Genomic DNA, 25,071 nt, shown 5'->3' with positions numbered 1-25,071 from the left:
TATTATTGCTCCTTACCAACAACATAAAGGACGTTAGCCTCAGCCGGGATCTCGGAGAGAGGGGCATAGCCAATACGGTTAGACTTTTCTGCAAGCCAGATCACCAGACTGCTGACACTGGCGCTGTCCATTTCTTTAGGGGGACGGGCCTTACCAGAAAAAGACAAACTGGCCCAGTAGGCATTCATTTGTGCGACATCTTTTCCTAATAATGATTGGTAAAATTCAGAGCGCTCTGAGGAGCTTTCAGGCCAGTCTGACAATTCTATCCGCTTACCTTGCAACGATTTGGTTTTACCTCGATAAAGCATTCGAGCTTTACTCCGACTCAACTCATCAAAATTACCATCTAAGGTAAATATGGCGTATTCATTAGCAGCAAATGCTCTACTTTCGAATGAAAAGGTTAACACCAAACCTAAGGCTATTACGGCACTGCCACGAAAGACCCCTATTCGTATGCCTATATTGTTCAGCAAATTTTGACTCATTTTATTACACTCAGGCGAAATCCTTTCCTAAACTATCAATAGATTAGTTCAACAAAGATGATGTTCAAGATTATTATCAAGGAATAGTGATATGAATTTGCTAAATAAGATGTCTATAAAAAGCAGGATCATACTACTCGCTATTTTGCCCTTAACCGTTATCTTAATTTTTTCTGTTTGGGAAGCATTTAGAACACAACAAAGCTTACAACAAATATCTGTTTTATCGAAAGAAGTTATCGCAATTAGTGATATTTCCAGATACAGCACATCACTCCATAAAGCTCGATTGGAAAAGCTGGAAAACACATTTAATGGCAATAAAAATGTCATATTTATTCAGCTCAATGAATGCTTAGATAAAATAGCCAACACCATAAAAGATATTTATTCTGATAATGCACTTTCAGCTGTAAATACACCCCTTGATGAGCTAAGAGATGCTCAAAATGAATTGCAACTTGTTACCCAAATGGATGAGTTAGAAGAGTGGAGTTCATGGACCAACGACCTTATTAATCAACTTATCGCACAGTTAGAAAGTACCAAAGTCGATACTGGAACCATAAAGCTAGAATCCCATTTAAACGCGCTGTTTACTCTAGAGTGGATTCGCCTGTGGGCTACCGAAGAAAACTGGTTAATTCATATTGCTATTGTTGAAGGACATGCAAAGGCACATAACAACTCTCACGCACCTCATGATCAGTTGGCAACGCTATTTGAGCGTCAACAATATCTGATAGAACGATTCCTCAATATTAGCGCGGATGCTTCACAAGTCAGCTTACTTCTAAAAACCTTTTCTGATGACTCTTTTGTCGAAAGCATCGTTTTTCGAGATCGCGTTTTAGATGAAAGCCAAACAGCGCTTTCGAAACAAGACATTACATTAGGTATCGCTGCCCTCGACAAGCGACTTGAACTCATCCAACAAGCAACCGACCAAATTAATGCACAGTTAACAGAAGAAATGGCTCACAACATTAAGGATTTGGAGCAGCGACTTTGGTTAACCATCGGGCTTACGGTTGCCATTATGGCGGCGCTGTTTATCCTGAGTATCAATATTACTCGTCGAATCATCTTTTTCCTAAACAACACGTTGGAGACATTCGAAAGACTAGAAACACAAGATGAAGCCGATATTTTGGCTTCTACTGAAGGACAAGATGAATTCAGCCACTTTGGCAAGAAAATGAATAAGCTGATTCACGAGCGCAGAGAAAATGAGCATCGAATACTGGCGGCCAAAGAGGAAGCAGAGAGAGCGAATCTGGCGAAAAGCGCTTTCCTCGCCAATATGTCTCATGAGATCAGAACCCCTTTGAACGGCATTATTGGCATGTCTGGCATTCTGTCGGAATCCAACCTCGATCCCATTCAGCGTGACTACCTCAACACCATAGATACCTCATCCCAAACGTTGCTGATATTGATCAACGACATATTGGATATTTCCAAGATCGAGTCAGGCAACCTATTGATTTCTTTACATAGCTCAAACTTAAGGGAGATCGCTTACGATACGATAGCGATCGTGATGTCCAAGGCTAAGGAAAAAGATCTCCAACTTCAAATACAGTTCTCACTTCATATGCCGCATATGCTGATCATCGACGATCACCGTTTACGCCAGATCTTAATGAACTTGATGTCTAATGCCGTGAAGTTTACTAATCACGGTCACGTAACCATGGAGATCAACGTCAGTGAGATTGATGAACAGCGCTGCACTATTTGCTTTGCCATTATCGACACAGGTATTGGTATCGAAAAAGACAAACAAGACACGATTTTTGAACCCTTTACCCAAGAAGACAGCTCAGTCACACGACAATATGGCGGTACCGGTTTGGGACTGGCTATTTCGTCCCAGCTCGTTGAACTGATGGGAGGCCGCATTGAAATAGATTCACAAAAAAATAAAGGTAGTCGCTTTTTTTTCAGCATTGAATCCAGCATCAATCAAGCTAAAGCGCCACATATAAGGGAGTTAGAAGCTGTCTCTTTTATCATCATCAGCAATGAGCAAGATTATGTGCCTCAACTGAGTCAAGAGCTGCACTACTTTGGACTCACAAATCACGCTACCTACAATAGCTATCGCGACGTTACAGCTAATCAACATGCCACCATTCTCTATTGTACCAATGAAAAACAAGATATAAGAACAGCGTTAACTGCGATATCCCATCGTTATCCAGACAGTCCTATTGTTCTTGTTCAATCGGGAAACTCGGTTTCTTCTCAGTATTCACAGCTCATTGCTGGTTTAGTTACCTTCCCTCTATTAGGATCTCGACTGATTGATACCTTGAAACACGCTCAAAACCTGTATAACGGTCCTATATCCATGACCTCTGAACATCATGTACGCCGCTATCCAGATCCTATTCACGCTGATATTACCCGTTCCAGTTCTTTACGTAGTTCAATAAATCATCCCGATACCCAATCCATCCTCCTTGTTGAGGACAACTTAGTGAATCAAAAAGTCGCGAGCTTACTACTGAAAAAGTCAGGTTATGAGGTAGATATTGCAAGCAATGGCCAAGAAGCATTACATCTTCTATGTGATGAATCTAATCAGTATCACGTCGTATTGATGGATTGTATGATGCCAGTAAAAGATGGTTTCACTGCGTCACAAGAATTCCGACTTTACGAACAGCAATACAATAAAGTGCGAACACCTATTATCGCACTCACTGCCGGTGTGCTTGATGACGACATTCGGCGTTGTACTGAGAGTGGCATGGATGATTACGTGTCAAAACCATTTAACAAAACCGTCTTACTTGAAAAAATAAAAACTATTAGAGAACGAACTGACCAATTATCGACAAAAAGTGGCTTTTTATAACGGCTTTTTTTCAATAGAATCAGCGCATCATTATTAATCAAACAAGACATTATGAATAAGAGTTTCGTTACCAATTTTATCGCCTTGGCGCTGCTTGCTGTGGGTTATCAATTCGACAATACTTTAGTGCTTTATGCTGGCCTGTTTGCTTTTTCCGGTGCAGTCACTAACTGGCTTGCCATTCATATGTTGTTTGAAAAAGTTCCTGGACTGTACGGATCTGGTGTTATCCCTGCGCGTTTCGAAGAGTTCAAACTGGCCATAAAAAACTTAATGATGGAGCAGTTCTTCACCAACGAGAACATCGACCGCTTCCTCAGTAAGGAAATGAGCTCAGGCATCCCACTTGACTTAGAGCCAATATTAGAAAAAGTGGACTTTAACCCTGCTTTTGATTCGCTCGTTGAAGTCATCGCAAACTCTCAATTTGGCGGCATGCTGGCAATGCTCGGAGGTGCTGAGGCGCTAGAGCCGATGAAGCAACCTTTTGTTGAGAAGATGCAACGGTCGGTGATTGAAATTAGCCAAAGTGATTCAGTAAAACAAGCGTTGGTAGAGCAGTTAGAGTCACCGAAGATGCTTAACGAAGTTAAAGGTAATGTCGAAGCAATCATCGATCAACGACTCAGTGAATTAACACCAAAGTTAGTCAAAGAAATTATTCACAAGATGATTAAAGAGCACTTAGGCTGGCTCGTTGTTTGGGGAGGCGTATTCGGTGGTGCAATCGGTATTATTTCTTCACTATTTGTCTAACACTTTCAGTGTTTAGAAATCGTTTTTATTAAGCCAGCGATATATACGCTGGCTTTTTTGTATCGTTGACAATATAAATGACCAACAATAGTTAAGAGGAGGTGTTAATAAGATTCATAACTATTACCTTTGTCACGTCACCTTGATGATGAAAATATTACTATATGAATCAATAACTTTGGCAAATGGACCTACTAGCAATGAAGAACCTCTCGTTTAAACTTAAACTCTATTCAATCGTCATAGCAATTATTTTCACCACCATTGGCACTAGCTATTTTGCTGCGAATAGCTTCGTAGAAACCTATATTGAACGTAGCGGTTCTTCTGCAATACAAGATAAACTTACTCTTCTCAACCAAAGTGTCACTGATAAACTCAACTAAAGTTTCCAGCAAGCCCAATCTCTCAAAGTCAGTTTTATCGATGTGAAAGATATGGTCGATAACACCGAATTCGACAACATCACTAAAATGTCATCTGGTTTAGTATTCGATAAATCTGGCATTGTAGAAGACAAAACAATAATCGCGACTTTCGAAGACACCTTAGCTAAAACAGATGGACAGGTGGTCGCTCATGACGTCACTTCAGAAGGTGACAAGCTTTTGTTGAATATTGTCGTCCCAGATATGCTTAGAAAAGAATTAACCATCTTTGAGCTCAATCTAGGTTTTATTACTCAGCCACTCGCTGAAACCAGTGGCCACGGCGACTATCTGACGCTAAAAGATGGTGCTGGCAATATCCTATTTTCTAATACCGCGCCTGGTCAACATATCGAATTCAAATCAACCATTCCAGTGCTTGATGAGACCTGGACCCTTACCGCGTACCTAGATAGCGCGCTAACAGAAGCAAATGCTGCAACCATCAGTACTCAAATAACACAAGCTCTGTTGGTCGCTGCCGTCATCATTGTTCCATTAAGCATGATCATTATCGCGTTGTTATTGAAGCCGATTACATTACTACAAAGCGTGGTCAGAAATCTAGCAACCGGTAAAGGTGACCTGACACAAAGACTTGCCGTAGATTCTAATGATGAATTCGGAAAAATATCGCAAGATATCAATACCTTTGTCGCACAATTGCAAACCTTAATCGGAAACGTTATCCAGTCCTGTAATGAGACCAGTCGCTCTATCTTACATCTCGAGCAACAAGCAAAGGAAAATCAGCTGTTATTCCAATCACACCAGAATGAAATGGATCAGATAGTCACCTCGATTCATGAAATGAGCGCCTCTTCCGACACGGTAGCAAGCGATGCACAACAAGCATCTCATAACACCGACACGGCCAATAAAGCGAGCGCCAACTCAAAGCTCATTGTTGAAGAAGCCATATCAAGTCTTCAAGCATTGGTCACTGAGGTTGAAAATACGTCGCATGCAGTCATTGCAATGAGTGCCGATACTCAGAAAATTGGCGATACACTGGCAGTCATTGGCGATATTGCAGAGCAAACCAATCTCTTAGCACTTAACGCAGCGATAGAAGCCGCACGAGCAGGAGAGCAAGGCCGTGGATTTGCTGTTGTGGCAGATGAAGTAAGAGCTCTGGCTTCTCGCACTCGTCAAAGTACAGAGAAATCAATGATATGCTTTCTAAGCTGCACTCAGGTAATGAGGCCGTTGTTGCCAACATGGAGTCAACTAAGCATCGCTGTAAGCTCTATGAGGAGCAAACCAGCGGTGTGACAAATTCTCTCGATTCTATGATGACTTTTACCGATGAAATTAATGAGCTTGTTGCCCAAATCGCCTCATCTGCCAGAGAACAAAGTACTGTTTCAGAAGAGATCAACAAGAATATGGTCACCATTCAAGATATGGTGCGTACATTGGTCCACAATGGTGAACTTGCGACCCAAAACGCCAATGATCTAAAAGGACGAAATCAAGAGCTGCTTACCACAGTGGAGCAGTTCAAGGTATAACACGCATTCGATATGGTCAATTGTATCAACTTATCAAGCTCACTTCGGCGAGCTTTTTTATCGCCTAACATTGCCGCGAGAGAGGAAAGAAAAAAGCCAATCGCAAAAACAAGGCGATTGGCTATATAACATGTGAACAAGAGGTGTTCACTAACAACGTCAGTTGGCTAGGTGACCCTTAAATCAGAGGGTCAAATCATTCTAGATTCATCACTGAGATAAATTCAAGAGACAATTGCTATTTATATCAGCTATTTATATACTATTGGATTTACATCACAGCAACTTATCGCCAATCCAAATTTATTTACTACTTTATGGTTAGTGTGCCGATGTTTCAGGCTCTGTCTGACGTCAGTTAATTCTTACTTTTTGAGCCAATTCGTATCTCGAATCGTCGAGTAATCAATGTCATACTAGATGTTCCAATGTTGCTGCCTACATCAAGCATGAAAGAGAAAATCAACTTTGTAACGCTTCCCAAGGGTCATTCATGCCAAATTGTCGACTGCCGAGCCGATTCACAAAACGTCCTCTTGGAGCCTCACCGACACAACTATTTTGAAATCATCTGGTGTCTAGATGATGCAGGCTCTCAACGTATCGACTTTGTCGATTATGGCAGTAAACCGGGGCGTGTTTTCACCATAGCACCTGGTCAGGTCCATGAGCAAACTCGCTAGGCAACAATGTCAAAATGCTGATCTTCTCGACAGACTTTTTTGAGCAGAGATATCGCCATCAATTGATGTTTGATGCACTCTTTTCTGTTCATCAAAATCAGCACCCGTACCTAGACACCGATGGGCGTGGTGCCACACAACTGAACTCCCTATTCGATCTCATGCTCGAAGAATATCAATACAACAACACCGATTGGGATCTTGTTGAGTCTTTGCTTACTAGTTTTCTGCGTTACCTGATCAGATTTACAGCCTGTAAGAGTGAGGCCATAACTGTACGTGATAAACGAATCTCGCAAGTCATTGCGCTTATCGAAGCGCATTATCATAGTGAACGACATGTTGCGTTTTATATCAATAAGCTTTCTATCACCAGCAAACGCCTCAATGAGTTGAGCAAAATGCACTTAGGTAAAACCGTCACAAAGTTACTTCATGATCGAATCTTATTAGAAGCAAACCGTGAACTTGTGTTTTCAACAAAAACTGTCAAAGCCATCGCCTTACAATTAGGCTTTGAAGACCCTGCCTATTTTGGCCGGTTGTACCGCACGAACATGGGGGAGTCCCCAGCAGAGTTTCGCAAAAGAACGTTCAAATAGTGCCACATTAAGGGCAGATATTCCCTTTTTAATCCTAAATTAGGTAAGGATAATACCATTATCTTTATTCATCATTTTTAGGCATTTCGTGTAACCAATGAGTATAAACCTCAAGTCTGACCCTATTCAAAAGTCGTTCATTCAATATCTATTGCCAGCACTCTCCGGGATGGTCATAAAGTCCACCTTTATTATGGGTAATGCTTGGTTCGTTGGTAAAGGTGTCGGTGCGGAAGGTCTGGGAGCCATCTCGTTGACCATCCCTGCTTTCTCACTATTTACCGCCATCGCAATGATGATTGGCATTGGTGGTGCCGCGTTAATGTCGATTGAATATGGAAAGGTAACCTCGGCGTTGGACAAACCCTGTTTAATCAGTCGATACTGGCTACCGCTGTCATTACGACCATAACCGTCTCACTCTCCCTACTTTGGTTAGATGAGATCATTGCGTTGATGGGCGCAAATGGCTATATGGCACAGCTGGCTCATGACTATTTAGCTGTCATGCTAAAATTCTTCGTCCTATATACTCTTGCTTGGGTTATGTCCTGCTTTGTTCGCAACGATACCAATCCTAAACTCGCGATGTATGCCATGTCTGCGGGGGCGGTTACCAACCTCGTTTTAGACTATTTCTTTGTACTTGAATTTGGTTGGGGAATGAAAGGTGCCGCTTACGCGACTGCTATTTCTCAAGCTGTCATTGCACTGATTCTTCTTACTCATTTTTGGCAAGCGAAAGGACAACTGAGGCTCACTTGGCAAGGTTTTGGGTTCGATAAAGTAAGCTAGATACTAAAAATAGGTACTACAACATTCTTTATTGAAATTACGTCGGCACTGACGATTCTTTTGTTCAACTACGTGCTTCTGAGCCAATTTGGAGAGAGCTATATCATTGCCTATGGTTTGACAGCCAACGTTGGTGTGTTTGCTCTGTTTGTCATCGTCGGGATTAATCAGGCATGCCAACCAATCATTAGCTTTAATCATGGTGCGAACCTGCCTGAACGCGTCAGATCGACTCTAAAGCTTGGACTTGTTACTTCTATTGGTAGTGGCTTACTGTTTCTTACTGTCATTGGGTTACTCTCGGAAACCGTCGCTCCTCTCTACCTTGGAGAGAATAACGAATTAGTGGAACTGTCGGCGACAGCGCTGCTGTTTTTCTTTTATGCAACACCATTGATGGGGCTTAATCTTGTGGTTGCGAACTTATTTCAGGCCATTGCTAAACCTAATCAAGCGACACTCATCTCTCTTGCGAGAGGGTTTGTGTTTGTAGCACTTGGTATCATACTGCTACCCAACCTCTTCCCAAAAAATGGGATTTGGGCCAGTATTCTTTTCGCAGAAGGCATGTCGGCAATCATTAGTTTGTTTTTGTTGTCGATGTTTCTTCGCCGACAAAAGCTGGCCGTTGCCAGCGTTTAACTGACCGACATCGGTACATTGTTCAAAGGCGCTCTATATTGAGCGCCTTTGACGTTCTAGCCGTTATCGAAAACAAACGTTAGCCCAACGCGCTAACCCTGCCGTTACCGAGCCAAAGTAGTTACCAGACACCACTGGAATATTGGGTAGCACTTCTTGTACTGCATTACGCAACACTGAAGAGCGTGCCGACCCACCGGTCATATAAATGACGTCAGGCAAGGTGGCAGATTGCTCTATGGCTTCTTTGACTAGCGCCTGAATCTTTCTCGTCGGGTTATCTATCGCTTGTGCCATTTGATCATGGCTAATATCAATGCCAACTTGCTCAGAAAACAGGTCAATCATTGCTCGGTATTCTGCTGATGATTCTAGAGCGATTTTTGCTTTCTCAGCTTCGCGAATCACGGCATAGCCTAGTGTATCTTTGTGCAAGGTAACCAATCTCGATACTTTGTCCTGTTCCACGGCTTCTTTAGCAAGAAGCTGTAACTCTTTTAAATTGTCATGAGCGTAGAACTTACGTTGAGCTTGGACATCATTAATCGCGATCGGGTTCCAAAATTGCGTCACAGGAATATCAAGCCCTGAGTGGCGTTTTGTCCCCATTCCGAATGCGTGCATAAAGCGGCGAAATGCAATATAAATATCCAAATCGTTGCCACCCACCAGCTGACCCGTATGAGCAATAAGCGACGATTCTCTATCGGCTTTACCTACCCAACTTGGGCCCATTTGAATGAACGAACAGTCTGTCGTACCTCCGCCGATATCTACCACCAAGACATTTTTGTCTTCGGTTAGTGATGACTCATATTCAAGCCCTGCGGCAACCGGTTCGAATTGAAACTCGACATCTTTAAACCCAGCTCGCGTTGCCGCTCGAGATAAAATGCCTTCCGCCTGTCGGTTTGACGCATCACCGCCACGGCCCAGGAAATTGACTGGCCTGCCAATCACGGTTTGAGTGATACTTTGCCCCAAATGCGTTTCTGCCTGACGTTTTACATTGCTCATCATGGCACACACCAAGTCTTCAAAAAACGACAGCTGCATATCTCGAAGCCCCATAGCACCTAAGAAAGACTTCGGTGACTTAATGTAATACACGTCTTTAGGATCTTCGAGGTATAAATCCAACGCCGCCTCGCCAAACGATACATCCGTTGGAACCACCTCAATCCCTTCTTCTCGATTGAGTTTTACCGCACGACGAAGCACTGCCTCTCCCACCTCATTGGAGGGTCGGATATCCAAACAGCGGAACAAGTATTCGGAAACCGTCTCTGCCGTTGGTGCACAAAGTGTTGAGGAGATATAGCAGTTATCACCCACGAGCGGGATCTGCTCGATTGCATTGTTCACAAGATGAGCGACAGAACAGTTGGCCGTTCCGTAGTCAAAACCAATAGCCATTGATTACCTCAACATAAAAAAGGGCGGCAAAGAATAGCAGCCTGACAATGAAGTTCAAGGGGCGCAACCTTAAACCCTATACCAGTAGACAGGTCAAAAAGAATTTTACGCTACACTTTAGACAGGTCAAAAAGAATTTTACGCTACACTTTAGACATCGTTTTTACAGTGTAAAGCACAGTTAAGGTTATGTGATGCACGAACCGCCCTTCACTCTCGAGCGTTTTAAACCCAAATATGCCAAAGATGTGGTGAAGCTTTGGCGCCGGGCATTTGCGCAAGCATTGGGAATAGAGCCTATTCATTCAGAGGAGGCGCAACAATACTTCTTAACGAATATTTTGCCTCACAGTCATGATATTTGGGTGGTCCTTACCATAGAATCTCAACGTCCCATCGCGTTTATGGCAATCGATCGGAAAGAAATTAACCAACTATACGTCGCTCCTGAGTTTCAAAGAAAAGGCATCGGTCGGTTATTGGTCGAAGAAGCGCAATCTCGCAGTTTAGGAGAGTTGTCCTTGAGAACATTCCAGATCAACCAAAGTGCGTGCAACTTCTATCGCCGACTTGGTTTTAGCGAACACGCTGGTAATAGTGACAATGCAGAAGGACTTGAAGATCTGGTGTTTCGCTGGGTACAAGACTGTGAATAAGCTCCGGCTTACTGCTTACTTCATGCCTTGAACAACATTATTGTGTGTCTCTTGATTAGCTGCTCGATAGAAACAGGGCGGCCCCTACTACCCACGTATTCGTGACGATGAACGCATTAATCCAATGCCGTAGCAGCGATTGGTTTATAACCTCACCAAGTGAGTAACGGTCATCTCCCCAGCACCATCACGTATTAGCATCAAGTGCTGCAATTGACCTTAAGGGTGCTGTCGCGATCGGCGATAGCGACAACGATGTACCCGTATTGCAATGTGTACGGCTTGGCATTGCGGTAAATAATGCGACGGAAAAATTGAAAAACTGTGCGGATGTGGTGACGAAAGCTTCAAATGATCAACGTGCTATTGTTGAAGTGTTCAAGGTGATTTGTTAGCTCTAGATAGAGCGTGTTCTTCTTAACTACCATTTGCTCTCTCAATCGAAGATGGCGATGCTCTGGCGACTGACTGCCACCAATTGACCTCGATTGTTCCATATGTTGGCCTGTGCATGTGCATACCCCTGAGCAGCTTGGCGAGTATGAGATTGGTAAGCAAACCAATCTTCTGGTTCGACCGATTGATGAGGATGGATAAATTCTAAGTTCCACATCATGCTGCTCGCTGGTGCAGGTGTTGACATCATTTGCAGCACGCCTGGCGGCCATGCATCAACCAAGCAGATAAGGTGAGCATCGGAAATCTGTTTAGGCGCTTGCTTGAATCGCATCCACCCCCACGTATGTGAATCTTTACTTCCAGAAAATGGCAGATGACCTCGAGCCAAAGCAAGGTCGATGTGCGAAGTGTAATTGGGCGCGCCTTGAGCTACATCTGGAAATCTAGGTAACTCATCCGGCAACGGCATGATGTGGTTATCATTATTATTAACACTGATATTCGAATCACGATCTGCCCCAAAACAGCCTTGTTGAAAGACAGCAACCTGACCATTTTGAATCAATCGAGCGCTCATCTGAGATACACTTTTACCCTCACGCAACACTTCTACTTCAAACGTGAACGGGACATCGACAAGCAAGGGTCCAACAAAGTTAGTGTTCAGTGAACGCAATACGCGCTCACCATTCACCGAAGACTGCATGACGGTATACAACAAGGAAGCAGATAAACCGCCAAATACCGTTCTACCTTGACCCCATGAGGATGGAATAGCCATATGCTCACCAGTTTGAGCGCATTGCTTAGCTTTTTCTAATAATCCATCAAAATGCATGCCGACCACCTCATGTTAACAGCTTGTTAGTTAAAACATAACTGGTCGGATTAGATAAATCAACACAAGCCTTATTTTTCTATAACCAATGTCATATTTGTTATGAAAACAAACACGATTTGTTAATTATAATAACTGTTGACGAATATAGAATAACTATTCTACCCCATAGGTTGTATGATGTCCCAACAACAAATTGCAGAGAATCTGGAACGTGCTTTTGCGCAGAAAGGGTTTGCTGAACCAAGCGTCGCGGAGCTGAAAGCACTGTCTGGTGTCAGTATGCGGACGCTGTATAAATATTTTTCCATCAAAGGAGAGCATGGTCGTAGGCGCGCTGAATTATCGTCACCAGCGTTATCTATTGTTACTCGAAAGCTGCCATGATGAGCCAGGCTTAACGGCGACTTTATCGGCTTTTGACACGCTTAGTCACTGGATGAAGCAACACGCACCAAAAGGATGTCTTTCTGCCAATGCGCTAGCGGCTTTTCCCGACAACACAGAAATCCACTTTGCTGTAGAAACCTACAAACACAAGGTAATACAACATTTGGCTCAGATTAGCGGTCGTGAAGACCTAAGTCAGGCGCTGTATGTCCTTCATGAGGGTATTACCGCGGCTTACCCTTTCCTTGGGGAAGCCGCGGTTAGTGCAGCCAAAGACTCCGTCAGCGCTCTATTTACCACTACAACATCACACAACTAAAAGGAAACCCCATATGAGTTCAACTATGACTGGCGTCCAACTCATCGGCCACGGTGACCTAGAGCAACTTGTTATCAAATCAGACATCGCCGTTCCTAAACCAGCCGCTAATGAAGTGCTGATTAAAGTGAGCGCCGCAGGTATAAACAATACCGATATCAGCACTCGTATTGGCTGGTATTCTAAGGGTGATAACGATAGTGACGATGCAGGATGGTCCGGCAATGCACTTGTATTGCCAAGAATTCAAGGTGCTGATGTTTGCGGCTACATTGTCGCTGTGGGTGATCATATTGATGATGCTCGAATCGGTGAACGCGTTCTCATTGATCCTTGCCTTCGCTACGCCAACGGCGAAGACCTTAATCATTTCTGGTACTTCGGATCTGAATGTGACGGCGGTTTCGCAGAATACACCGTCGTGGATTCTCGTCAGGCTTACAGTGTAAATTCAAGCTATAGCGATATCGAACTGGCCTCTTTTCCATGCTCCTACTCAACCGCAGAAAACATGTTAACCCGAGCATCCGTTACTGCGAGTGATACTGTGTTAGTTACAGGCGCATCTGGTGGTGTAGGATCTGCAGCCGTGCAATTGGCTAAAGCTCGTGGTGCAAAGGTGATAGCAGTCACCAGCAAATCGAAGGCATCAGCCTTACTGGATATTGGCGCCGATACAACGGTATCACGCGGGGAAAGCTTGGTGGATGTATTGGGCAAAAACAGCGTTAGTGTTGTCGTCGATCTCGTAGCGGGCCCTCAGGGGCCAGAGTTACTTGAAGTGATGCAACCAAAAGGCCGCTATGCCGTCTCTGGCGCTATAGGGGGTGCAATGGCCGAACTCGACGTACGAACACTCTATCTAAAAGATCTGTCGTTTTTTGGCTGTACTGGGCTAGAAAATGAGGTGTTTCCAAACCTAATTCGCCGAATCGAGCATTCAAAAATACGACCTCTGGTCGCGAAAGTGTTTACATTGTCAGATATCAAACAGGCACAACAGGAATTTGTTGAGAAAAGTCATATCGGCAAAATTGTGTTGCAAATGACACAAGGGTAAACCTCAGAATAACCTTATCTCAAGTCAAGCTCCCTTTACCTTAACAAAGGGAGCCACATGTCTTATTGACGATATGTTCTATACCGGTTATTTCTTGCGAGGAGGCAGCATGTCGATCATCGAACCTTCAACCAACTCCGCCGTAAAAGCAAAGGTTTCAGCTAATGTCGGATGAGCATGCACTGTGTGCGCGATGTCTTTAGCTCGGCCACCTAGCTCTAACATTGCACACGCTTCATGAATAAGTTCTCCAGCATTTTCACCACAAATCCCAGCGCCTAGAAGCGTACCAGTATCAGAACAGAAAATCGCTTTGGTGACACCGTTCGTCGCCCCTGCACTCTGGGCTCGTCCACTTACCAACCAAGGTACTTTGCCGGTTTGGAACGCCAAACCTTGCTGCTTCGCTTCTTTCTCTGTCAAACCGACCCAAGCGATCTCTGGGCTAGTGTAGGCTACCGATGGTATTGCAACAGGATGGAAGGCTGAATCCATACCGGCAATAACCTCGGAGGCCACCTTACCTTCATGTGTTGCCTTGTGAGCCAACATAAGCCCTTTAACGATATCACCGATAGCAAAAACATTAGGCACGCTAGTCTGCATCCTTTCGTTCACAGGAATCAGCCCCTGTTTATCAAGCTCAATATTGAGTATATCCAGTCCTAAGTTAGCGGTATTTGGCCTACGTCCAACAGCAACTAAAACAGCATCAAAACGCTCGCTTTCAGGTGCGTTCTTACCGTCAAAAAATACTGTGATAGCGTCAGAGTCAGCTTCCATGGCAGTCACCAGCGTCTTCGTCAGTATTTGATAGCGCTTTTTAACGGACTTAACTAAAGGTTGGACGATGTCTTTGTCTGCTGCGGGGATCACTTGGTCTTGCGCTTCAACGATTGTGATCTGCGATCCTAATGCAGAATACACCTGAGCCATTTCTAAACCAATAATCCCACCGCCAATTACCAGCAGTTTGTTAGGGATCGAACGCAGGGCGAGCGCATCAGTCGAGTCCCAAATCCTCGGGTCATTTGGAGCGATGGGAAGTGATATTGAATGTGAACCAGTTGCGATGATGGCGTGTTTGAACAAGATTTGTGTGTCGGATTCACCGACGACTGATAGTGTATTGTGTGAAGTGAACTGACCAGCTCCTTGAACCCGTGTGATCTTGCGAGCTTTTGCGAGGTTAGCAATTCCTTTGGTCAGCTCTGATATCGTGTTTTCTTTGTGAGCTCGTAACCTGTCCATATCGATGCTTGGAGTGCCAAATGCGATACCCATTTTCTCTCCATGCTTAGCATGTTCGATCAATGCAGCCGCATGTAATAAGGTTTTAGATGGTATGCACCCTACGTTAACACACACTCCGCCCAGCGTATCTTGCTTCTCAACAAGACACACTGACAGTCCAAGGTCTGCTGCACGAAAGGCAGCGGTATAACCACCGGGTCCACCACCGAGTACTACTATATCTACGTTGATAGCATCCACCATCCCACTTCTCCTCAATAATCAGAAACGTCATTACTGCAACACGGTAAACTGAGCCCAGTATAGATCGTCTAAATGTCTGAGCAGTGTTAATTTTTGCCGTTAGGTGACATGTGTTTAAAACTTCTCTTTAACTGTCACAAATAGTGTTTAGTATGAGCGCTCGCCCACAAAACTAGGACAAATCACTACTGTTATGAGATTAAAAGCACTGTTATCTTTCATCATGCTCATTATGACGGGCTGCTCGTCATATCAAATGAATCAGCTTGGGCTTCGCTCATCATCAGTTAACACCTACCCTAATTACATGGACACCATCGAGTTGTGCGAAGTTGCAAATGGCTATCGAAAAACCAATCAAACGCGAATAGCCGTCAGTAGCGAGCAATGGAAACGACGTTTATCAACCGAACGCTGCGATGAACTGCTTCGAGAGCTGTACTTCAGCCGATTTATTCGCAGTATTACTGTTTCTAAATCTGATGAAGCGGTGAAACCCGTCCCAACACCATTGCCAGCCAAACCTCAATAATTTTGCATCATACAGATTGCCTTTTTATCTCGATGCAATAGCCACATACCAAAGGCTGCTAGTGCCATGACCACAGCAGCCACGGTAAAACCAAACTCTGTCATATCGTAGTAAGTCAAATAAGCGATAAGCACATAACTCATGCTTTGAACAAGAGTCGAGAATAACTTCATTCCCCCATCTACTCTGCCTCGAACGGCATTATCAATGACTTCATGTAACTTGTTTACTCTGGCGATTCGGTTGGTCGCGTTAAATAAGCCGATAAACAGTGCAACAATGACGATACTAAGTGCGGACGTTGAGATCGCTAAGATAATCAACAGCAATGCCAAAACAATAACACTAGCCATCATCAGGTGTTCATGCGGAATCCGTGACAGTAAATAAGTAATCATTACCCCGCATAGTATTGCACCTAACCCATAATTGATTTGCCACCAAGCAAACCAATAACCCTCAATATTTTGCTCGGAAAAATAGATAGGCACTAACTTAGATAAATAAGTCATCATCGGGTAGCTCAAGCAAGAGAGAGCGACAAACGAGAAAAACATCGGTGAGCGCGAAAATATGGCTTTGGATTCGCTTAATTGCGACACAAAAGACACACGCTTATTTTCTCGTTGTTTTGGTGTGTAATGAATGCTGGCATAGCAAACCATCGAGCTAACAGAAAGTAGTGTGGCCAAAAGGGCGAAGTACTCAATTCGCCACAACTCCAGTAACAGCACGCCTAAGCCACCCGCAGTCAATGTCGTCATCTGCAAGACTATCTCTTGTTGCCCCGAGATTTTCGCATAAGCTGATTTTTTGTAGATCTCTTGGGTAAATGCACCATTTGTTCCCCACGCGAGATCGCTGGTCAGCCAAAAGACCAACTGAGCAATCGCAAGAGACCAGAGAGCATTAGGTTCAATATACCAAGCACACACAACCATCAACGCAGCCAGCGCCTGTAACAGTTGGGCCAGCGCTAAGATCTGTTTTCGTGAATAACGGTCAATGGCCGTTGCAAACAAAGGGGTTGCGACAAACGATGATGCTGTGCAGCACAACGTCAGTATGGCTAAAAATGTACTATTATTGCCTTGCGACAGAATGCTCCATGGGAGTGCCATCAACATCATCCCCGAAGCAATACCATCGAACAGAAGCGCTAAAAGGTGTTGTATTGAAGTCCTTTTCATCATTATTCCTTTATCTTTGTGACTGGCTTCAATGCTAAAACCTCAACATTACTTGAGGTCAAGCTATACTTAATTGCAAAAGGAGAACGAAATGGAATTAACCGTTGGTCAGGTAGCAAAGCGAGCGGAAGTCGCTGTATCCGCTCTGCATTTTTACGAACAAAAAGGAATGATCACGAGTTGGCGTAATCAAGGAAATCAACGTCGATACGATCGTTCAGTATTAAGACGCCTCGCTGTCATTAAAACTGGTCAGCAACTAGGTTTAAGTTTGGAGGAGATCAAACAGGCATTATCGGTACTGCCCATTGATAGAGCCCCCTCTCAAGAGGAGTGGGAATCCATGGGACAGAACTGGAAACAAATATTAAATGAAAAAATACGGTTAATGACCAAACTCAGAGATGAGCTTGGAGATTGCATAGGCTGTGGTTGCTTGTCGCTAAATCGTTGTCGACTAAGAAATCCTGAAGACATATTGGCTCAACAAGGAAATGGTGCTTTGCTTTGGAAGCAAAACACCTAGCTATTCGTTTTGGCGAGTAACGCCTCGACTTTCTTTTATACCGTTAAGTCTTCTTCTTTCAGTTTTGGGGCAAAGTGGATCATGTGCTTGTTAAAACTAAATGATGCGGGACCGTGAGTATTTTTTGTCGTGATCTTCTCTTCGTCAAAAACGACCGTCACACGAGTGTGAGTTTGAACCAAAGACGCTACGGTATTAAGTTCTAGCTTTGCAAACAGCTCCAACTCCAGCCTCTCTTTCTCAGTGTTTAGTGCATCCAATGCTTCGGTGTTGGAACTGTTCAATACTTCAAGTTCTTTGTTCTGCTCTTCAGTCCGGGCTGACTTAGGTATCTTTTTCAGCTCAATTTCTCGACGGATGGCTTTCATTTTGCTTTCTTGAAGTGCCTTATAACGTTGCTGAAGCGTATTTAAACCATCTTGATAGGTTTGATATTGCGCAAAGGCTTTAATGTAAGTGGCGGTATCACCTTCGACACCAAGTTGGTTACAGACAACCTTTCCTCCGACAACCGCTTCGCCGCCACTCAATATCCCTTGTTTCTTGCCAGAGCCGGTCACCAGTAAATCACCGCCACATACAATATCGTTATTTAAGCTATGTACCTTAAAATGAATATCTCCTTGCGAACTAACTTTAGCAAACTGAGCATAGTTCGCGACAACATCACCACCAGATTCAATAACACACGATTTAGGCTCCCCATCGTCAACATTGTGACCGATAATGCCTTTACTAACGATGATATCCCCTTTCGACTTTAATGTCGCAGACTCAACGAAGCCACCCACAGTAATGCTACCTGTGGCTATCACTTCCATATTGGGCTCAATATTTCCAGAAATCACCACGCAGCCTTTAAATTTGATATGGCCTGTTGATATATCCACTTGACTTAAGCAGAGTGCTTCATCAATTTCAACGCCCGAAGATTTAATGATGGGCATTCCTGACATTGTCGATAATAGTGTATTGGGGTTATCAGGTGAAAACTTGGTTCCCGTTCCGGGTTTAAGTGGATGGTCTTTGACGGGTTTAGGTGGGATGACAGCGCCCGTTACTGTGAAGCCGTTTTCTCCTTTTAGTGCTGGTATCCGTTTCATTACTTGCTCGTTTTCACCAACGGTGACAATATCGCCTAAATCACGCATGTCTACCTTATCGCTCTCGCCCGAGGCTTGGGGCATCAACACTCGTTTTTTAGGGTCGGTAACCAGTGGAATAAACTGAGCATCTTTACCTTCTTTAGGACGCCTCCCAATTGCCACCGGCTGAACATAGCTTTCTCCGGCTTGGAGTTGACGGCTAAGCAGCAACACTTTCTTTAATGCTTTCTTATTAAGACCTTTAATCACTCTTGACTGGGTAAGTGACTTGATAATGTCGTGAGGCTGCAGTGGACTGCCACCGTAGGCGCCAGTGACTTTAATACTGGCAATCATATCTCGCTCAGTAAGTATTACTTCCGATGTGGCATCCTTAATCGCAGCGATAGTTATACCGGAGAACGCTTCTCCTTTTGCACTTGCAGCACACTTTATGAATTGAGCCACTGCGGAATCGTCAACAAAGAAAGATTGAGCATTGAGCTCGACCAACATCTTGTTCAACAACGCCTTTTCTAGGGCGAGCCCTTTACTAAACTCACTCGGTAGTTGGGCGATAACTTCATTGCCGTTTGACGATAATTTAAGAACACTTTTCCACATGATGGCTAGACACTTCCTTATGCTCAGTACACAAGTTCGGATTGAACAATGTGATCATGCTTGAACAATTCTAATTATCTTAATGTAGTCTCAGTTGTGAGACTATGTGCAATATCGAAAACTCCGCTTGGCGTCACGGTAATTGGGTAGGTTGTTTGAATCTGGTTGAACAACGCCTTAGTAGCTCACCATTAGATAGTTAACTTGCGCTTTGATTTGAATTTACAGTGTAAACGCGGAATGTTCCGATTTACACTGTAAAGGATGATTGCCTTGTTTACAGTGTAAATTCACCAATGATCGACATCTAAGCCAATTTACACTGTAAACGCTCCATGAGTAAACTCAGTTCCCCTCGGAATTGAGCTTCTGCTTGTTTACGTCCAACCAGACTAAACTGTTCAACGACTTGCTCCCAGGTCCATTCTTGTAATACAACGGCCGTCACTATTGGACTGTCAATATCAATCGAAAATTTAGCTAGCGACGTGATGAACTCGAACAAATCGCTACGGCTAGAAACTAAGGAGTTGCCACCTCGTATGTATAGGGTTACAAGCTTTGACGGGATGGCTCCGCTCTCCTTTGCAATAGACGTCGAAAATAACATCCATGCTAACATTGGATGAATATCTTGATTGACGGTTCGCAGTTGAGAGATAAGATTTCGACTGAACTGTTGTTTTGCTAATGCCAGCCATTCTTGGCTATTGTCTGATGTTGATACCGCTAACGTAAGACTATACGTGCCACTTGCCTTATCCTTAGTACTACCCAATTTAAGTGGCGCAAACTCACTATTTTGCCAAAAGCCAAACAGTTCTTCTGTCACACCAAAGCTGGTGGCAAGATAATCCAATTGAGCACTGAGTTGGTGTTTTAGACGGCGTAACATTTCAGACCCGATACCGGTTGATTGCAATAGTGGATGAACCGCAATTCGCATCACTCGTCCACAACGTTGCGTTGCAGGTTCTGAGAGCGCTAAATGATTGGCCAACTCTACGGCAGCCAAGTTACCAGGCGGACGAGCTTGACCTAATTGTACTCGTTCTACGACTTCCGATGACAACTCCCCTTCCCTATTAACGAGAACACTACCAACGATCTGACCATCGTAATTCATGGTATAGAGCGACATTGTTTTCGACGTTAGCAACAGCATAAGATCGTTGGGCGAAGTTTGGTAATGGGCGTTAACGAGTAACGCGAACGCTTCAGATAACACCGGCTCATTGATGCCGTCCTCCTGCGTAACGACACGAGAAAAAGACCAACGGGACGATTCGAACGGCTCTAACGCGATCTGATGGGCAATCGGCGTCAGCTCTGCTTGCAACAGAAACGCTCCAGCGCACCATGTTTCCAAAGCATCGTTTTGCGCCCACCGAATAGGTTGCTGCATATGATGCAGTTTCATTCCTTTGCGCTCTGCTTGAAGCCAAGGTAAGAATTTAAGACTAAATCCTCTTCCACATCCTTCGTAACCATGTACTGTCGAACTGATAACAAGCCGATGGTAATGGGCGACAATGGTTTTCAATAAAGGGACAGGTATCGCAGCAGCTTCATCGACAAACAATAAATCACAGTTAGGCATAGCGCTTATCAGCTCATCTGGCGAAATGAATTCGATACATGACAGAGAATCCTGATCGACCTGACTGAAATCAAACACAGGTTGAACCGCAGCTTTACTTGGCGCGGTAATCAAAATGCGACAACAACGTGAGCGAGCGATTCTTGCCGCGGCCAGTCCCAACGCACTGCTCTTACCGCGTCCTCTATCAGCGGTAATCACCAAAGGCCGTTTTCTACGCCCAGTGAGCACACGTTCAATGGCGTCAATAGCGGAATTTTGCTCTGCATAAATGTCGTTATTTTCCAGATAATCGGGATGGGGTTGCCAATAGCTTTGATCGTTAACGAGCTGATGACTTGCCTGATTAAGCTTAGGCAACAAAGAAAGGTGTCGTTCTAACCATGGATGAAATTTTGTGTCATTGCAAAGCAGCAAAAGTACTCCACCGCCAACCAAGGCGCCAAGCGCAGCATTAAAACTATTGGCATCAAAATCCTGAGTTAGCGTTACGACTAGTAGATTAACTTCTCTTCCTAACAAACATTTTCCTTGCTTGCTTGGAATGGTTTCTAAAAAGCCGTAGGGTTCTCCTCCCAACTGAAACGCAGAACCGATAGGAAAGCGAGCTGCGAATTGCTCGATAAGTTCATTTTGCCAAGCTAAGGAGCCATCAAGAACAACCGCGCCGCGTTGAAAGCGAGCTATTGCTATTGCATGTTGATGTTCGAGAAGATGAAGTTGTGAGGAAAGTATCGCCGTCATGGTTATTATTACTTGGTGGACTTACCACAATATTAACACAAAAAAATACCTCGCCATGGCGAGGTATTTTGAAGACGATTTAGTTAATCTTAGTTTTTATGAACTCAAGAATTTCATCCATGGTTTGGTCATCGACTTTCTTAAGATTCAGCGCTAAATTTGGCCCCTTGCGAGTGTAACTTGCACGTCCTTTAACGAGATCAATTTTTGCGACTTTAGCTCGCTTTGGCGGCGCGAGCTCGTGCATCCAATTTTCTAGTGTTTCTGACACCTCTTTCGTGATACGAGCAACACCTTGCGCACGACTCTTCTGCCACACATAACCCTCATTGTGATGACAACGTTCAATCAGTTGACTCTGTTTATCACTGTCGAGTTCGCTAAATTGCTTGTGCAAGCGAACAATCGTCGGACGCCCCAGATCACTGACGTTAGGGTATGCCTGAAGTAATTCCAATGGTAAGTCCGCGGCTTTCAATGCACCGCTTACCAATGCCTCACTACACTGGAACATTTTCGCAAGCGCTTTTTGGTCTTCTGCTTCGCCACTGTCGAGCTTAGCCAGCATCTCTTTACCTTTTTCATATAAAGACAGCGGTTTATGAGCATTAGCGACATCAGAGAGGAATTTAGCGTGGTCACCGTTAATATTCTCAGCAACGTAAATCAAGAACTCTTTTTGAGCCAAAATACATGACATACGACGGCGGCTACCATCCAGTACTTCAATGGAGCCATCTTTTTGGCGGCGACCAACGGCAGGATATTGCTGTCCTTTGTCACGCAACGTTGCCAATACGTCTGATAGGGCGTGCTCGTTCAAGAACGACTGTTCACGTGCATTTTCTTCAAATACAAATGTCTTCGACTCCACCTCGTTTGGCGGAATGCGAACAAGTTCAAATGAAACCAGTTCTTCGCCTGCTACTGATAGCTCAATATACTGGGCTTGCTCTTTGGCTGCAGTTTGCGCTTCTTGAGGCGTGGTGGCACGTCTCTTATTAGCCTTTCCGAAAAGTTTAGCGTTAAGTTCAGAAGTTTTAATAGCCATATAACGTTACCCTTGATTTAATGATGACCAGTTGCTGTGAAGCACTCTTTCTAACTCTAGTGCACTTTTGTGTACTGCGTCTTGTGCTGTGGCTAGTGTTTTCTTACCGCCTTCAAAATCTGAAATCGTTAAATCAAACACTGTGCTATACGTATCTGCACAGGTTTCGAATGCCCTACTTCGAGGAATGGTTGCCATCATTACTTGATCGCCAAGTAGATAATTCATCTCAGTTAAAACCGACACTTGCTTCTTGTTGTCATCTTCGAACATCGTCGGCATTAAGCGAACGAACTCCAATCCTTTCCAATCCTCAGGGAACATCTCATACACTGTTGGCAAATGCTGGAAGAAATTGACCGTTGAAGCCCAGTCCAAACGTTTTGCTGCACACGGGATAAGCAGTGCATTTGAGGCATACATAGCGTTCCAAACCAGCGGATCAACGTGAGGACCAGTATCTATCATGATGACATCAAAATCGTCTGCGATTTTGTCGATCAACTTCTCTTTTAACAACTTAACGATATCGAGAGACTGGTTTTGAGAAAGATTTTGCCATGCTTCGGCATTAAACATTGCATCTTCAGGGAAAGCTGAAATTGTTTTTAAGTTCGGGTACTGCGTTGACAGTAAAACATTACGGCGCAAAAACTCGATATCGATATCCGTACCTTCAGGCACATTCTCTAGCATGACATCTACCGCAGAATAGATATTTTCATGTTCAGAGATACTGATTTGTGGGTTCAAGAACAAACGAAGTGAGCCTTGTGGATCCAAGTCGATTAAACAAATGCGATAACGCTTGTCCAAATTTAATGCCAGGCAAGCCGCTAAATGCACAGCGCTCATCGATTTGCCCGTACCACCCTTTTGGTTTTGAACGTTGATAATCCACGGCTTGTTATTAGCACTTTGCTTACGTTGATGAAATTTAGGTACCGCAGCTGCATCCATCAACATATGTGCTTCTTGCAACGAAATAGAATAATGGTTCGCGTTATTTTTAGTAAATTGATGACCATTTGCTTCCATCTTACTGATGGCATCATCTAGTTTACGACGAGTCAACCCAGAACGAGTTTCCATCATTGCTTTCGACATTGCTGGAAAATGATCGTCACTTCGCTCTTCTAAGACGATTTCGATGCGATCTGCTTGTACTTGCTGAGTCTGTTCTGCAAGTTGGTAGAGATTATCTATTGTTTGTTCTCTTTTCATACCTAAGTTCCAACCAAGTAACCTAATGAATTAATGTACAGCTATATCGTACATTCACATCAAAAAGCTGTCCACTCACTTAGGTATTATTTTTACAATAAATTGACTACATCAAAGCCAAATCGTGATTTCGTCTACAAAGCTGATGAAAAATGCAGCAATCTTTGTTAGAGGAATTGCAGGTAAACTAAACCATATTAAAAGTGTTACCATGTCACTTATTTACAGTGTAAATGGAAATTTAGTCGGAACGATTATAAATTCTGGATAACTTACGGACAGTGTCATTTCTATCCAATACGTGACGGTTATTTTTCTTAAATCGACAGTCATGAGTGATTTATTGTAAACAGAGTTTTAATAACCACGCTCTTGCTTGATACGAGTCTTGATCATCGTTCCGAATAGTAAGAAGCATGATCAAGGCAAATATTACCCTATTGGATCGCCGATTTACTCAATTCGGTCGATCTATTAACCGGGAAGAATGATCAAGTGGTTTTGCGCTTCGGAAGCATGTAAAATGTCGACCAAACTACGGTCAATGCCCGATAGAGAAAGGGATAGTAGTCATTTTCAGCTATTCTGTCTCAAAATCAAAATGCATCAATCATTTCAATACAACAACTTGATCATGTTTCCACATTGAGGTCTACATGCCTCGGAGTGCTCTGAAAGGCAGGAAGATTAATTACGCTTTAAACTTTGATTAACAAATGAGTGATAAATAACCGAACAATGCTTTATTACGGCCATTTTATGCATTCCTTGATCATGTTTTCGATATAAATTGATGTTTTTAAAAGTATTTAGATAAACCTATTCACAGCTTGTCTACTTTTTCTGTGGATAAGTTGTGATGCCTACATGATCATCTATCCAAACATCTATTGATCATGTTTTCGCTTTGCTGATGATCATGTCTCCTGAGATTTATGATCATGTTTTCACAATATAATGATCATCGTTTCAGAAATGCCATGATCATGCGTCCGATGAGCGACGAAAACTTTACTTTTAAAAACAAAAGGTTAGATTGATCAAAAACGCCAGATCATAAGATCACTTAATCATATTAGATCAGCATTAACAGTAAAGATCAGTTTATTAAGAGCAATAAAATAGATCTTTATTTATTCATCA

At 43.5% G+C, this 25,071-nt stretch carries 18 protein-coding genes and 4 pseudogenes; 13 read left to right on the top strand and 9 right to left on the bottom strand.

Features of this window, described 5'->3' with window-relative positions; translation table 11 throughout:
- Positions 1 to 2 precede the first annotated feature (2 nt).
- Positions 3 to 491, bottom strand: a complete 489-nt coding sequence (locus VTH8203_RS16190) for a hypothetical protein (RefSeq protein ID WP_096994600.1) — start codon at positions 489 to 491, stop codon at positions 3 to 5.
- Between the two features lie 91 nt (positions 492 to 582).
- Between VTH8203_RS16190 and VTH8203_RS16185 the strand changes: the two genes are divergently transcribed.
- The 7 genes and pseudogenes from VTH8203_RS16185 to VTH8203_RS16155 all read left to right on the top strand — a co-directional run bounded on the left by VTH8203_RS16185 (position 583) and on the right by VTH8203_RS16155 (position 8,777).
- On the top strand, positions 583 to 3,357 hold the full coding sequence (locus tag VTH8203_RS16185; protein ID WP_096994599.1) for a hybrid sensor histidine kinase/response regulator: 2,775 nt from the start codon (positions 583 to 585) through the stop codon (positions 3,355 to 3,357).
- A gap of 51 nt (positions 3,358 to 3,408) precedes the next feature.
- Entirely contained in the window at positions 3,409 to 4,113 is a 705-nt protein-coding gene (locus tag VTH8203_RS16180; RefSeq protein WP_096994598.1) for a DUF445 domain-containing protein, read from the top strand.
- A gap of 200 nt (positions 4,114 to 4,313) precedes the next feature.
- Positions 4,314 to 4,499, top strand: coding sequence for a hypothetical protein (locus VTH8203_RS16175; protein ID WP_158296164.1), 186 nt, complete (start codon positions 4,314 to 4,316; stop codon positions 4,497 to 4,499).
- A 51-nt stretch (positions 4,500 to 4,550) separates the two neighbouring features.
- Positions 4,551 to 5,816, top strand: coding sequence for a methyl-accepting chemotaxis protein (locus VTH8203_RS16170; protein WP_096994596.1), 1,266 nt, complete (start codon positions 4,551 to 4,553; stop codon positions 5,814 to 5,816).
- The gene (locus tag VTH8203_RS16165) at positions 5,813 to 6,055 is read left to right on the top strand and encodes a hypothetical protein (RefSeq protein ID WP_158296163.1); all 243 of its coding nucleotides are present in this window, start codon (positions 5,813 to 5,815) and stop codon (positions 6,053 to 6,055) included. Before VTH8203_RS16170 ends, VTH8203_RS16165 begins: the two co-directional genes overlap by 4 nt.
- Before the next feature lie 449 nt (positions 6,056 to 6,504).
- A pseudogene (locus tag VTH8203_RS16160) lies at positions 6,505 to 7,340 on the top strand (helix-turn-helix domain-containing protein).
- A gap of 97 nt (positions 7,341 to 7,437) precedes the next feature.
- Positions 7,438 to 8,777 (top strand): annotated as a pseudogene (locus tag VTH8203_RS16155) (MATE family efflux transporter).
- Between the two features lie 63 nt (positions 8,778 to 8,840).
- Here the strand turns inward: VTH8203_RS16155 and yegD are convergent.
- Entirely contained in the window at positions 8,841 to 10,193 is a 1,353-nt protein-coding gene (gene yegD, locus VTH8203_RS16150) for a molecular chaperone (RefSeq protein ID WP_096994594.1), read from the bottom strand.
- Positions 10,194 to 10,387: 194 nt separating this feature from the next.
- On the opposite strand from yegD, the gene VTH8203_RS16145 reads away from it, so the two are divergent.
- Positions 10,388 to 10,849 (top strand): GNAT family N-acetyltransferase, encoded by a 462-nt coding sequence (locus VTH8203_RS16145; protein ID WP_096994593.1) that lies wholly within the window; start codon positions 10,388 to 10,390, stop codon positions 10,847 to 10,849.
- Positions 10,850 to 11,055: 206 nt separating this feature from the next.
- Positions 11,056 to 11,244: pseudogene (locus tag VTH8203_RS25555) on the top strand (HAD family hydrolase); the annotation flags it as partial.
- 41 nt (positions 11,245 to 11,285) lie between these two features.
- On the opposite strand, the gene VTH8203_RS16135 reads toward VTH8203_RS25555, so the two are convergent.
- Complete coding sequence (locus tag VTH8203_RS16135; RefSeq protein WP_096994591.1) at positions 11,286 to 12,086, bottom strand: acyl-CoA thioesterase; 801 nt, start codon at positions 12,084 to 12,086, stop codon at positions 11,286 to 11,288.
- 180 nt (positions 12,087 to 12,266) lie between these two features.
- Between VTH8203_RS16135 and VTH8203_RS16130 the strand changes: the two are divergent.
- Both VTH8203_RS16130 and VTH8203_RS16125 read left to right on the top strand, forming a co-directional pair.
- A pseudogene (locus VTH8203_RS16130) lies at positions 12,267 to 12,795 on the top strand (TetR/AcrR family transcriptional regulator).
- A 13-nt stretch (positions 12,796 to 12,808) separates the two neighbouring features.
- Positions 12,809 to 13,855: an alcohol dehydrogenase family protein gene (locus VTH8203_RS16125; RefSeq protein ID WP_096994590.1), complete on the top strand. Its 1,047-nt coding sequence runs from the start codon at positions 12,809 to 12,811 to the stop codon at positions 13,853 to 13,855.
- Positions 13,856 to 13,942: 87 nt separating this feature from the next.
- Here the strand turns inward: VTH8203_RS16125 and lpdA are convergent, their stop codons facing one another.
- Positions 13,943 to 15,352 (bottom strand): dihydrolipoyl dehydrogenase, encoded by a 1,410-nt coding sequence (gene lpdA, locus VTH8203_RS16120; protein ID WP_096994589.1) that lies wholly within the window; start codon positions 15,350 to 15,352, stop codon positions 13,943 to 13,945.
- 193 nt (positions 15,353 to 15,545) lie between these two features.
- On the opposite strand from lpdA, the gene VTH8203_RS16115 reads away from it, so the two are divergent.
- On the top strand, positions 15,546 to 15,884 hold the full coding sequence (locus tag VTH8203_RS16115; RefSeq protein WP_096994588.1) for a hypothetical protein: 339 nt from the start codon (positions 15,546 to 15,548) through the stop codon (positions 15,882 to 15,884).
- Here VTH8203_RS16115 and VTH8203_RS16110 read toward each other — a convergent pair.
- The gene (locus tag VTH8203_RS16110) at positions 15,878 to 17,077 is read right to left on the bottom strand and encodes an MFS transporter (RefSeq protein ID WP_244181237.1); all 1,200 of its coding nucleotides are present in this window, start codon (positions 17,075 to 17,077) and stop codon (positions 15,878 to 15,880) included. The genes VTH8203_RS16115 and VTH8203_RS16110 overlap by 7 nt on opposite strands.
- A gap of 88 nt (positions 17,078 to 17,165) precedes the next feature.
- Between VTH8203_RS16110 and soxR the strand changes: the two genes are divergently transcribed.
- Complete coding sequence (gene soxR, locus VTH8203_RS16105; RefSeq protein WP_096994586.1) at positions 17,166 to 17,600, top strand: redox-sensitive transcriptional activator SoxR; 435 nt, start codon at positions 17,166 to 17,168, stop codon at positions 17,598 to 17,600.
- A 35-nt stretch (positions 17,601 to 17,635) separates the two neighbouring features.
- On the opposite strand, the gene VTH8203_RS16100 is transcribed toward soxR, so the two are convergent.
- From VTH8203_RS16100 to VTH8203_RS16085, 4 genes are all read right to left on the bottom strand, one after another.
- The gene (locus VTH8203_RS16100) at positions 17,636 to 19,309 is read right to left on the bottom strand and encodes a FapA family protein (protein WP_096994585.1); all 1,674 of its coding nucleotides are present in this window, start codon (positions 19,307 to 19,309) and stop codon (positions 17,636 to 17,638) included.
- Between the two features lie 307 nt (positions 19,310 to 19,616).
- Positions 19,617 to 21,653, bottom strand: coding sequence for a tRNA(Met) cytidine acetyltransferase TmcA domain-containing protein (locus tag VTH8203_RS16095; protein WP_096994584.1), 2,037 nt, complete (start codon positions 21,651 to 21,653; stop codon positions 19,617 to 19,619).
- A 79-nt stretch (positions 21,654 to 21,732) separates the two neighbouring features.
- Positions 21,733 to 22,704 (bottom strand): ParB/RepB/Spo0J family partition protein, encoded by a 972-nt coding sequence (locus tag VTH8203_RS16090; protein WP_096994583.1) that lies wholly within the window; start codon positions 22,702 to 22,704, stop codon positions 21,733 to 21,735.
- A 6-nt stretch (positions 22,705 to 22,710) separates the two neighbouring features.
- Positions 22,711 to 23,928 carry an AAA family ATPase gene (locus tag VTH8203_RS16085; protein WP_096994582.1) on the bottom strand — a complete coding sequence of 406 codons (1,218 nt, stop codon included), beginning with the start codon at positions 23,926 to 23,928 and terminating at the stop codon, positions 22,711 to 22,713.
- Between the last annotated feature and the right edge of the window lie 1,143 nt (positions 23,929 to 25,071).

Source organism: Vibrio thalassae (assembly GCF_900089835.1).
GTDB lineage: Bacteria > Pseudomonadota > Gammaproteobacteria > Enterobacterales > Vibrionaceae > Vibrio > Vibrio thalassae.
The sequence above is the reverse complement of the archived record's forward strand: the minus strand, read 5'-3'. Positions and strand labels throughout refer to the sequence as shown.

What these genes read in the sequence shown, in the direction of transcription:
- VTH8203_RS16190 (WP_096994600.1), bottom strand. Translation starts at nt 491, where the DNA reads ATGAGTCAAAATTTGCTGAACAATATAGGCATACGAATAGGGGTCTTT.
- VTH8203_RS16185 (WP_096994599.1), top strand. Translation starts at nt 583, where the DNA reads ATGAATTTGCTAAATAAGATGTCTATAAAAAGCAGGATCATACTACTC.
- VTH8203_RS16180 (WP_096994598.1), top strand. Translation starts at nt 3,409, where the DNA reads ATGAATAAGAGTTTCGTTACCAATTTTATCGCCTTGGCGCTGCTTGCT.
- VTH8203_RS16175 (WP_158296164.1), top strand. Translation starts at nt 4,314, where the DNA reads ATGAAGAACCTCTCGTTTAAACTTAAACTCTATTCAATCGTCATAGCA.
- VTH8203_RS16170 (WP_096994596.1), top strand. Translation starts at nt 4,551, where the DNA reads ATGGTCGATAACACCGAATTCGACAACATCACTAAAATGTCATCTGGT.
- yegD (WP_096994594.1), bottom strand. Translation starts at nt 10,193, where the DNA reads ATGGCTATTGGTTTTGACTACGGAACGGCCAACTGTTCTGTCGCTCAT.
- VTH8203_RS16145 (WP_096994593.1), top strand. Translation starts at nt 10,388, where the DNA reads ATGCACGAACCGCCCTTCACTCTCGAGCGTTTTAAACCCAAATATGCC.
- VTH8203_RS16135 (WP_096994591.1), bottom strand. Translation starts at nt 12,086, where the DNA reads ATGCATTTTGATGGATTATTAGAAAAAGCTAAGCAATGCGCTCAAACT.
- VTH8203_RS16125 (WP_096994590.1), top strand. Translation starts at nt 12,809, where the DNA reads ATGAGTTCAACTATGACTGGCGTCCAACTCATCGGCCACGGTGACCTA.
- lpdA (WP_096994589.1), bottom strand. Translation starts at nt 15,352, where the DNA reads ATGGTGGATGCTATCAACGTAGATATAGTAGTACTCGGTGGTGGACCC.
- VTH8203_RS16115 (WP_096994588.1), top strand. Translation starts at nt 15,546, where the DNA reads ATGAGATTAAAAGCACTGTTATCTTTCATCATGCTCATTATGACGGGC.
- VTH8203_RS16110 (WP_244181237.1), bottom strand. Translation starts at nt 17,077, where the DNA reads ATGATGAAAAGGACTTCAATACAACACCTTTTAGCGCTTCTGTTCGAT.
- soxR (WP_096994586.1), top strand. Translation starts at nt 17,166, where the DNA reads ATGGAATTAACCGTTGGTCAGGTAGCAAAGCGAGCGGAAGTCGCTGTA.
- VTH8203_RS16100 (WP_096994585.1), bottom strand. Translation starts at nt 19,309, where the DNA reads ATGTGGAAAAGTGTTCTTAAATTATCGTCAAACGGCAATGAAGTTATC.
- VTH8203_RS16095 (WP_096994584.1), bottom strand. Translation starts at nt 21,653, where the DNA reads ATGACGGCGATACTTTCCTCACAACTTCATCTTCTCGAACATCAACAT.
- VTH8203_RS16090 (WP_096994583.1), bottom strand. Translation starts at nt 22,704, where the DNA reads ATGGCTATTAAAACTTCTGAACTTAACGCTAAACTTTTCGGAAAGGCT.
- VTH8203_RS16085 (WP_096994582.1), bottom strand. Translation starts at nt 23,928, where the DNA reads ATGAAAAGAGAACAAACAATAGATAATCTCTACCAACTTGCAGAACAG.